Source organism: Vibrio sp. PID17_43 (assembly GCF_002608565.1).
GTDB lineage: Bacteria > Pseudomonadota > Gammaproteobacteria > Enterobacterales > Vibrionaceae > Vibrio.
The window spans coordinates 63,321-71,753 of record NZ_LIXM01000024.1 but is presented as its reverse complement, the minus strand read 5'-3'; the positions used below and the strand labels follow the sequence as shown (position 1 = coordinate 71,753).

Annotated in this window: 9 protein-coding genes, 2 tRNA genes and 1 rRNA gene; 9 read left to right on the top strand and 3 right to left on the bottom strand. The window is 44.8% G+C overall.

The window, feature by feature from the left end:
* Positions 1–24 precede the first annotated feature (24 nt).
* The 6 genes from rrf (at position 25) to AK965_RS16550 (ending at position 2,420) form a co-directional block, all read left to right on the top strand.
* Positions 25–141, top strand: a 5S ribosomal RNA gene (rrf, locus tag AK965_RS16575).
* 65 nt (positions 142–206) lie between these two features.
* A tRNA-Asp gene (locus AK965_RS16570) sits at positions 207–283 on the top strand.
* Positions 284–319: 36 nt separating this feature from the next.
* A tRNA-Trp gene (locus tag AK965_RS16565) sits at positions 320–396 on the top strand.
* Between the two features lie 219 nt (positions 397–615).
* Positions 616–948, top strand: a complete 333-nt coding sequence (locus AK965_RS16560; protein ID WP_099080651.1) for a DUF1904 domain-containing protein — start codon at positions 616–618, stop codon at positions 946–948.
* A 12-nt stretch (positions 949–960) separates the two neighbouring features.
* Positions 961–1,791 (top strand): penicillin-insensitive murein endopeptidase, encoded by an 831-nt coding sequence (mepA, locus tag AK965_RS16555; protein WP_099080650.1) that lies wholly within the window; start codon positions 961–963, stop codon positions 1,789–1,791.
* A gap of 320 nt (positions 1,792–2,111) precedes the next feature.
* Complete coding sequence (locus AK965_RS16550) at positions 2,112–2,420, top strand: hypothetical protein (RefSeq protein WP_099080649.1); 309 nt, start codon at positions 2,112–2,114, stop codon at positions 2,418–2,420.
* 41 nt (positions 2,421–2,461) lie between these two features.
* Here the strand turns inward: AK965_RS16550 and AK965_RS16545 are convergent, their stop codons facing one another.
* The 3 genes from AK965_RS16545 to rdgC all read right to left on the bottom strand — a co-directional run bounded on the left by AK965_RS16545 (position 2,462) and on the right by rdgC (position 5,199).
* Positions 2,462–2,716 carry a YfhL family 4Fe-4S dicluster ferredoxin gene (locus tag AK965_RS16545; RefSeq protein ID WP_005445273.1) on the bottom strand — a complete coding sequence of 85 codons (255 nt, stop codon included), beginning with the start codon at positions 2,714–2,716 and terminating at the stop codon, positions 2,462–2,464.
* 2 nt (positions 2,717–2,718) lie between these two features.
* Positions 2,719–4,119: a tRNA 5-hydroxyuridine modification protein YegQ gene (yegQ, locus tag AK965_RS16540; protein ID WP_099080648.1), complete on the bottom strand. Its 1,401-nt coding sequence runs from the start codon at positions 4,117–4,119 to the stop codon at positions 2,719–2,721.
* A 165-nt stretch (positions 4,120–4,284) separates the two neighbouring features.
* Positions 4,285–5,199, bottom strand: coding sequence for a recombination-associated protein RdgC (rdgC, locus tag AK965_RS16535; RefSeq protein WP_099080647.1), 915 nt, complete (start codon positions 5,197–5,199; stop codon positions 4,285–4,287).
* A gap of 223 nt (positions 5,200–5,422) precedes the next feature.
* Here rdgC and phoB point away from each other — a divergent pair, with 223 nt between their 5' ends.
* From phoB to AK965_RS16515, 3 genes are read left to right on the top strand one after another with little or no spacing between them, the layout of a single operon-like run.
* Positions 5,423–6,112 carry a phosphate regulon transcriptional regulator PhoB gene (gene phoB / locus AK965_RS16525; RefSeq protein WP_099080646.1) on the top strand — a complete coding sequence of 230 codons (690 nt, stop codon included), beginning with the start codon at positions 5,423–5,425 and terminating at the stop codon, positions 6,110–6,112.
* 40 nt (positions 6,113–6,152) lie between these two features.
* Positions 6,153–7,451, top strand: coding sequence for a phosphate regulon sensor histidine kinase PhoR (gene phoR, locus AK965_RS16520; RefSeq protein WP_099080645.1), 1,299 nt, complete (start codon positions 6,153–6,155; stop codon positions 7,449–7,451).
* Positions 7,451–8,416 carry a PstS family phosphate ABC transporter substrate-binding protein gene (locus AK965_RS16515; protein WP_099080644.1) on the top strand — a complete coding sequence of 322 codons (966 nt, stop codon included), beginning with the start codon at positions 7,451–7,453 and terminating at the stop codon, positions 8,414–8,416. The genes phoR and AK965_RS16515 overlap by 1 nt, the downstream gene beginning before the upstream one ends.
* Positions 8,417–8,433 lie beyond the last annotated feature (17 nt).

The following is an 8,433-nucleotide window of genomic DNA, read 5'->3' as shown; positions in this document are numbered from 1 at the left end:
AAAGTGAAACCGAAACAGAATTTGCTTGGCGACCATAGCATTTTGGACCCACCTGATTTCCATGCCGAACTCAGAAGTGAAACGAAATAGCGCCGATGGTAGTGTGGGGCTTCCCCATGTGAGAGTAGGACATCGCCAGGCTTTTAATTTAAGGTACTTGTTCTGAACGACAAGTATCGGATAAAACAAAAGTTTTATCTCCGTGTGGAGCGGTAGTTCAGTTGGTTAGAATACCGGCCTGTCACGCCGGGGGTCGCGGGTTCGAGTCCCGTCCGCTCCGCCATTTATTTCGAGAGTCGTCTCACTAAACACGAACTTCAGGGGTGTAGCTCCAATTGGCAGAGCAGCGGATTCCAAATCCGCGTGTTGGGAGTTCGAATCTCTCCACCCCTGCCATATTTAAGGCTCTAGTCGAAAGACTAGAGCCTTTTTTATTTCAGAAGCTAAAGAGTATAGCTCTAGAACTCCCTACTGAGGCTATGGAAAGTCTCTAAACAATACCTCTCGAATCGCATTTACGCGCAGTACTGATATATGGTGATAGCCACTTAGCGTGATTAGCCGAGTACTTCCTGTTATTATCGTTGCTTAATTTTAATCATTAGGAAGCAAGCTATGCCACATTTTCGATTTCGAGCGGTAGAGCCCCAAGCTGTGCAAGCCCTATCAAAAACCCTAACAGATGAACTGCAACCGCTTATGAAGTGCCCAAGAGAGGACTTCACGTTTGAGTATATCTACACGACTTTTTTCAGTGAAGGAGAAGTTACTACTGCTTATCCTTTCATCGAAGTGCTCTGGTTCGACCGCGGCCAAGATACTCAGAATAAAGTGGCAAAAGGAATCACTCAGCAAGTTCGTGGAATTGTTGGTGAAGATGTTGACGTAGCTGTTATTTTTTCCGCACTTTCTCCGAATGCTTACTATGATAATGGTGAACATTATTAAGAGGTAAAACAGATGAGGCTGAGTTTTTGTTTGTATTTGAGCATGATATTCTCAGCCTCTGCGAGTTCGAGTCCGTGGGAGAAAGTGTTGACGCCTAGCAATAACCCTTCCTCTGCCATCGGAAGTTATGCAAATGGCTGCTTAGAGGGAGCCTTGCCATTACCACTAGAAGGTAAGGGCTATCAAGTGCTACGTAGTAGAACGAAACGTTACTATGGGCACCCTAATACGATTGGATTTATTGAAAAGTTAGCACTCATGGCCAGTCAAGATCTCAATACCACTCTGCTAATTGGTGATTTATCTCTGCCCCGAGGTGGGCGTTTCTCTTCAGGTCATTCCAGCCATCAAACTGGGTTAGATATTGATATTTGGTTGCGGTTAGCTGATACGCCGCTTTCTTACAATGAATTACAACTCCCTAAGCCGATGAGTGTGGTCGATCTTAAGAAATATAAGATTTTGGATCATAACTGGGAAGATAGGCACTTTGAATTAATTCGCAATGCTGCCCGGCATGCTGATGTAGCACGAATTTTTGTCCACCCAGTTATTAAGGAGCAACTGTGTATTCAGGAAGGAGCTAACGGTCGCGGCTGGCTACGTAAAGTCCGCCCTTGGTGGGGACATCATTACCATTTTCATGTCAGATTATCTTGTCCTGATTCAAGTAAGAGTTGTATTAATCAAGAGTCTATTCCATTAGGTGATGGCTGCGGACAAGAGCTATCAAGCTGGAAACTTAAAGCTCAGCCTCAGAGCAAAGCGAAGTCAACAGCCTCTATTAAACCAAGTAAAAAGTTAATTCCTTCAGCTTGTCGAACACTTGTTCCCCTTAAATAATCTGTGGCGTTGGCCTCTTTTTCTGTTATCGCTCCTTTCTATCTCTGTTATAAAACTGGAGAAACATCATACTTTTAGCTACAGTGAATATACCAGTACAAAAAACAGCTAATTGGTTCCGATGTATATTATAGAAATCTCAAATAAACAGAGGGTTGGTTGTATTGTTAAGTAGTGGCAGCTCTGCTTTAAGAACTTTTCATTACTTTGATCTGGTTTCTCACAATATGTCTGTGATAAAGGATGAGTGATAACATGGATAAGTGTATTTAGACGGTGTGACGGTAGTGCCTATCTAGAAGTTAATCAAGGAAAAAACCATGACTATGATTTGTGCAAAAGAATTTGCAGAGTGGTTAAGACACAGATTTAGCAGTGATACCAAAGGGGTCTTATTGACTCGTGAAGATGTTAATCACCTGACGGGACGTCAGCGCCTTGCCCCTGGGTTTGTTAATGATGTGCATTACGAGCTGATGCAATATGGAATGGCTTTCGTGACGGATACGAGTCGAGAAAATTTTTATCTAGTGCCTGTTTCACAGGCTGAAAACTGGCGGGAGAGGCTAGAGTATCAGTTCGAAAAAGAGCTATTCTGTAATATCTACCCTATTGAAAAGTCGGGTTAAAAAAAGGTTCAACTTTGAATGCAAAGTTGAACCTTTCGAATTTACGCTAACCCTTGAATAATCACGAACTTCTCAAGCAGTTGCTCTTCTGTTTCTACATGATTTGGGTCTGTGATAATGCATTTTGTTATAGGGCAAACCGACTGGCAGGTTGGCTTTTCGTAATGCCCCTTACACTCTGTACATAGCGCGGGATCAATCTCGAAGATACTATCACCCATGGTGATTGCGCCGTTTGGGCACTCAGGATCACACATGTCGCAGTTAATGCACTTATCAGTAATAAGTAGTGCCATGATTACTTACCAGTTGGGTTACGGGTGTCCTGACCTGCATTTAAATTACGCATTAACAGGCCATATTCTAGGTCCATGTCTTGCGGTACGGGAATGAATACGAAGTGACCGTTACCTTTTGCGTCTTCAATTGATTCTGACTTACGATTTTCCATCGCTTCTAGTGTAAAGACCACGTTGCCTTTTGGTGTCATTAGCTCAAGGCTATCACCTACAACGAATTTGTTCTTCACTTCGACTTCCGCCATATCGCCACGACGTTTGCCTGTGAACTCACCAACGAATTGTTGAGCATCAGATACAGAGTAGCCGTAGTCGTAGTTCTGGTAGTTATCGTGTGTATGACGACGTAGGAAGCCTTCTGTGTAACCGCGGTGAGCTAGGCTTTCTAGCGTGCTCATAAGGCTCTCATCGAATGGACGACCAGCAACTGCGTCATCGATTGCTTTACGGTAAACTTGAGCGGTACGTGCGCAGTAGTAAAATGACTTAGTACGGCCTTCGATTTTTAGTGAGTGAACACCCATCTTAGTTAGACGCTCAACGTGTTGGATCGCACGTAGGTCTTTCGAGTTCATGATGTAAGTGCCGTGTTCGTCTTCAAACGCTGCCATTTTTTCTTCTGGGCGGTGGCTTTCGGAGAGCAATACAACTTCATCGGTTGGTTTGCCACGGCCAATGGTTGTCTCTGGGCGTTCGTCTTGAACTTCTACCGCTTGAGCTTCGTTTGGATCGAAGGCTTCCACTATTTGGCCAGAGTCGTTTTCTTTGCCTTGTTCGACTTTATATTCCCAACGACATGCATTAGTGCAAGTACCTTGGTTAGGATCACGTTTGTTAATGTAACCAGATAGTAGGCAACGGCCTGAGTAAGCCATGCAAAGAGCACCATGTACGAAAACTTCTAGTTCAGTTTCAGGACAGTGCTCACGAATTTCTTCGATCTCTTCTAGAGAAAGCTCTCGAGAAACGATAACACGCTCAACGCCATTTGCAGCCCAGAACTTGACTGTCGCCCAGTTAACCGCGTTCGCCTGAACAGACAAGTGAATCGGCATTTCTGGGAATGCTTCGCGAACCATCATGATCAGACCTGGGTCAGACATAATCAGTGCGTCTGGGCCCATCTCTACCACTGGTTTTAGATCGCGGATGAAAGTTTTCAGCTTTGAGTTGTGTGGTTGAATGTTGCATACCACATAAAGCTTTTTGCCTAGGGCATGCGCTTCATCGATACCAATTTTTAGGTTTTCGTGATTGAACTCGTTATTACGTACACGAAGGCTGTAGCGAGGTTGGCCTGCGTATACCGCATCTGCGCCGTAGGCGAATGCGTAACGCATGTTTTTAAGGCTACCTGCAGGAGATAGTAGTTCAGGTACGAATGTTTTCTCTGTTGTCATTGTTCAATTCTCTTATATCTGATCACAAGTCAGGCCAATTCCACCTTATGGAAATGGGGCGAAAATTTTACGTCAAAATGTGACCTATGACTAGGAGAATTGTAGTTTAGATAAACAAACGCCCTCGCTGATGGTGAGGGCGTAATAGTTACAGATGGCGCTATGTTACGCGTTTGGGTTTGGCAGGCCGCCTAGTGCTTCGTATAGGTTTGGCAGGAAAGCACTGAATTCACCGCACATCAATGAGAAGTCTGCATCGAAGCGTGCTGCTTGATCTTCACGTGGGATATCATCGTTTTGATCTTTTAGCTCGTCAGAGAACTTTAAGCGTTTGATGGCAGAATCTTCCGCCATGATGAACTCAATACGGTCTTGCCAGTTTAGCGCTAGCTTAGTGACCACTTTATCTGCTGCGATATGGTTACGGATTTCATCCGTTGTCAGCTCTTGTTTCTTACAACGGATCACACCACCTTCTTCCAATACTGATTTCAGCTCTGCTTCATCCATCATAGCGATCCCTTGCGGCGTGTCGCCGGTCTTCACCCACTGAGTCAGTGTGGTTTCAATGGCTACTTCTGGAATAGCAGGTACAACAGGTAGGCTACCCATCGTCTTGCGTAATAGTGCCAATACGTCTTCTGCTTTTTTGTAGCTGCTCGCATCGACAAGGATAAAACCTTCTTTTGGCATGATCAGAACGTAAGTGTGGCTGCTGCGGCTAAATGCACGGGGCAGTAGATCCATTACGATGTCATCTTTTAAGTTGTCTTTCTCTTTCTTTTTAAGAGGGCGACCTTCTTGTGCTTCCATTGCATCGACTTTTGCGTTCAGAGAATCTTTGATCACGGATGCGGGTAGCATTTTCTCTTCTTTTTTCGCACATATCAGAATGCGGTTTTCAGAAACGTGCGTCATCATGTCGCCATGTCTGCCCATTGCGCTAACCCAGCCAAATTTTTGTTTATCTTGGCTGCCACAAGGGGTGAATCGGAACTCCGCTAGTTGAGTTTCCAGTTGTTCGGCGTTGAAGTTAACCTCGCGGTTAACACGGTATACCAGCAAGTTTTTAAACCACATAAATCTTCTCTAGGCTTGATGACGAGGTGCTAATAATAGGGAATTTTCCTGCTGATGTCCCAATAGAAATGAAAAATATCAGAATGAATCTCAAAAGAAACTTATATGAAAATTTGTTTTCAAAGGTCACAAAAGTGTCATAATTGGTGGTAATAATGCTTATGCACTGAGGGGCGCTTTGTCCTTAAATTCATTAGCTCAACTAACATAAGGTTATTCAATTATGTCGAGAAGGATTCTGGTTGTTGAAGACGAAGCTCCAATTCGTGAAATGCTATGCTTTGTACTTGAACAGAAAGGTTATCAAGCAGTAGAAGCAGAAGATTACGATACTGCGGTAACTAAACTAGCTGAACCCTTCCCAGATTTAGTTCTGTTAGATTGGATGCTACCGGGTGGTAGCGGCATTAACTTCATCAAACACATGAAGCGTGAGGAGTTAACCCGCAACATTCCGGTTGTGATGCTAACCGCGCGCGGCGAAGAAGAAGACAAAGTTCGAGGTCTCGAAGTTGGCGCTGACGATTACATCACCAAGCCTTTCTCGCCGAAAGAGTTGGTCGCTCGCCTGAAAGCGGTTATCCGCCGAGTGACACCGACGGCCCTAGAAGATGTGATTGATGTACAGGGCCTGAAGCTTGACCCGGTCTCTCACCGTGTAACCGCAGGGGATGAGCCGGTAGATATGGGACCAACAGAATTCAAAATGCTGCACTTCTTCATGACTCACCAAGAGCGTGTTTACAGCCGCGAACAGCTACTAAACAACGTATGGGGCACCAATGTCTATGTTGAAGATCGTACGGTTGATGTTCATATTCGACGTCTGCGCAAAGCTTTAGAAGCCGCCGGTCATGATAAACTGATTCAAACTGTTCGTGGTGCTGGTTACCGTTTCTCAACTAAGGCATAACATTATACACGGCTTATCAATACCATTTCGGGAGTAATGAGTGGTTGAAAGATTAAATTGGAAAAAGCTGGCCTGGGAGCTGGCTTTTTTTTACACCCCGTGGGTGATTATTGGTTGGATGTTTGGTTATATGCCGTGGTTGCTTTTGGCCGCTACGGCATTGCAGCTTGTGTGGCATTTGCATAATCAGGTACGCCTGTCGGCTTGGTTATGGGATGAGAAACGACTTACACCACCTTCGGGTAGTGGGAATTGGGAGTCTTTGTTTAATGGTTTGTACCGATTACAACAACGCCAACGTCGCAAGCGTAAAGAACTTACTAATTTAATCCGTCGTTTCCGCAACGGCGCTGAATCTTTGCCGGATGCGGTAGTAGTTTTTCGTGCCGAAGGTAATATTGTTTGGTGTAACAAGCTTGCACAACACCTGTTAGGTTTTCACTGGCCTGAAGATTCTGGGCAACCTATCTCTAACCTTATTCGTACCCCAGATTTTATTAAATATATTAGCAAGCAAGATTTCTCTGAACCATTAGAAATGCGGTCACCATTGAATGTTGAACGCATGCTGGAACTACGTATTGTGCCGTATACTGAAGGTGAACACCTAATGGTGGTGCGAGATGTCAGTCAGTTAAAACAGCTTGAAGGTATGCGTCGTAACTTCTTTGCTAACGTTTCTCACGAACTTCGGACACCAATGACTGTATTACAAGGTTATCTAGAGATGACCGAAGACCCGGACATGATCGTTGGCCCGATGTGGACCAAAGCTCATGGAGTGATGACCGAGCAATTGAATCGTATGAACAGTTTGGTTAGCCAACTTCTTACGTTATCGAAGATCGAAGCGGCGCCAATGCATGAGCTAGAAGACGTTGTTAACGTTCCAGGAATGCTCGAAGTCCTAGAAAAAGAGGCTGTGAGCTTGAGTGGCGATAAACAACATAAGTTGAAATTTGACGTTGATGACAAGTTGCGTGTGCTTGGCGATGATGACCAACTGCGCAGTGCGATTTCAAACTTGGTTTACAATGCCGTGAAATACACTCCCCCTGGCGCAAGTATTCATGTGCGTTGGTACCAAACACCTCAAGGTGCTTGTTTAGAAGTGGTAGATAGTGGGGATGGTATAGAGCCGCAACACATTCATCGGTTGACGGAACGTTTCTATCGGGTCGATAAAGCGCGTTCTCGCGACACTGGTGGGAGTGGGCTTGGATTGGCGATCGTAAAACATGCATTGAGTCATCACGACTCTCATTTAGATATTCTTAGTGAAGTTGGCGTGGGCAGTAAATTCTCATTTGTACTTCCAAGTCGTTTGGTGGTGAAGTGATGGGGTGGGGTCAACAAGCATTGAAAGGGATAAGCCTTGTAACGCTAATGCTCAGTAGTGTGCTCTTTGCACAGGATAAGCCACTACCTAATTATCAAAAAACAACCGGAATAGCAGGTAACCTACTGTCAGTTGGCTCCGATACGCTTGCAGGCATGACGACTCTTTGGGTGGAAGAGTTTAAATCGATCTACCCAAATATTAATGCTCAGGTTCAAGCGTCAGGATCTTCGACTGCGCCACCCGCATTAACCGAGCAAACGGCACAGTTTGGCCCGATGAGCCGTCCAATGCGATTACGTGAAATAGAAGCTTTTGAACGTGTGCATGGTTATAAGCCTACCGCTCTGCGGGTGGCGATTGATGCTATTGGTATTTTTGTTCATCAAGATAATCCCATCAAAGGGCTCAATTTCAACCAACTCGATGCAATGTTCTCAGCAACATTACGCTGTGGTGAAAGTGAGTTTATTACCAATTGGCGTGAGTTAGGGATTAAAACGGAGTGGGCAAAGCGCAACTTACAGCTGTTTGGGCGTAACTCGGTTTCTGGTACCTATGGCTATTTTAAGAGTAATGCGCTGTGCGGTGGGGATTTTAAAACTCGAGTCAATGAGCAGCCAGGTTCCGCGTCGGTTGTTCAATCAGTGGCTTCAACCATCAGTGGTGTTGGTTATTCTGGTGTTGGCTATCGTGTTGCGGGGGTAAGACTGGTACCCGTTGCCAAAAGTGGCACCGATTACGTCAATCCAACTCGAAAAAATATCGTATCAGGTAAGTACCCACTATCACGTTACCTTTACGTATACATAAATAAGCACCCAGATTACCCATTGAGTCCAATTGAATCTGAGTTTATTCGCTTTATTTTTTCAGAGCAGGGGCAAACATTGGTCGCAAAGGATGGCTATGTGCCAATTTCTGCGGAGTTGGCGGCGCAAGAGTTAAAAAAAGTCGGCTTATAAACCGACTTTTGGTGAGC

Coding starts and splice junctions, on each gene's coding strand:
- AK965_RS16560 (WP_099080651.1), top strand. CDS start 616: ATGCCACATTTTCGATTTCGAGCGGTAGAGCCCCAAGCTGTGCAAGCC.
- mepA (WP_099080650.1), top strand. CDS start 961: ATGAGGCTGAGTTTTTGTTTGTATTTGAGCATGATATTCTCAGCCTCT.
- AK965_RS16550 (WP_099080649.1), top strand. CDS start 2,112: ATGACTATGATTTGTGCAAAAGAATTTGCAGAGTGGTTAAGACACAGA.
- AK965_RS16545 (WP_005445273.1), bottom strand. CDS start 2,716: ATGGCACTACTTATTACTGATAAGTGCATTAACTGCGACATGTGTGAT.
- yegQ (WP_099080648.1), bottom strand. CDS start 4,119: ATGACAACAGAGAAAACATTCGTACCTGAACTACTATCTCCTGCAGGT.
- rdgC (WP_099080647.1), bottom strand. CDS start 5,199: ATGTGGTTTAAAAACTTGCTGGTATACCGTGTTAACCGCGAGGTTAAC.
- phoB (WP_099080646.1), top strand. CDS start 5,423: ATGTCGAGAAGGATTCTGGTTGTTGAAGACGAAGCTCCAATTCGTGAA.
- AK965_RS16515 (WP_099080644.1), top strand. CDS start 7,451: ATGGGGTGGGGTCAACAAGCATTGAAAGGGATAAGCCTTGTAACGCTA.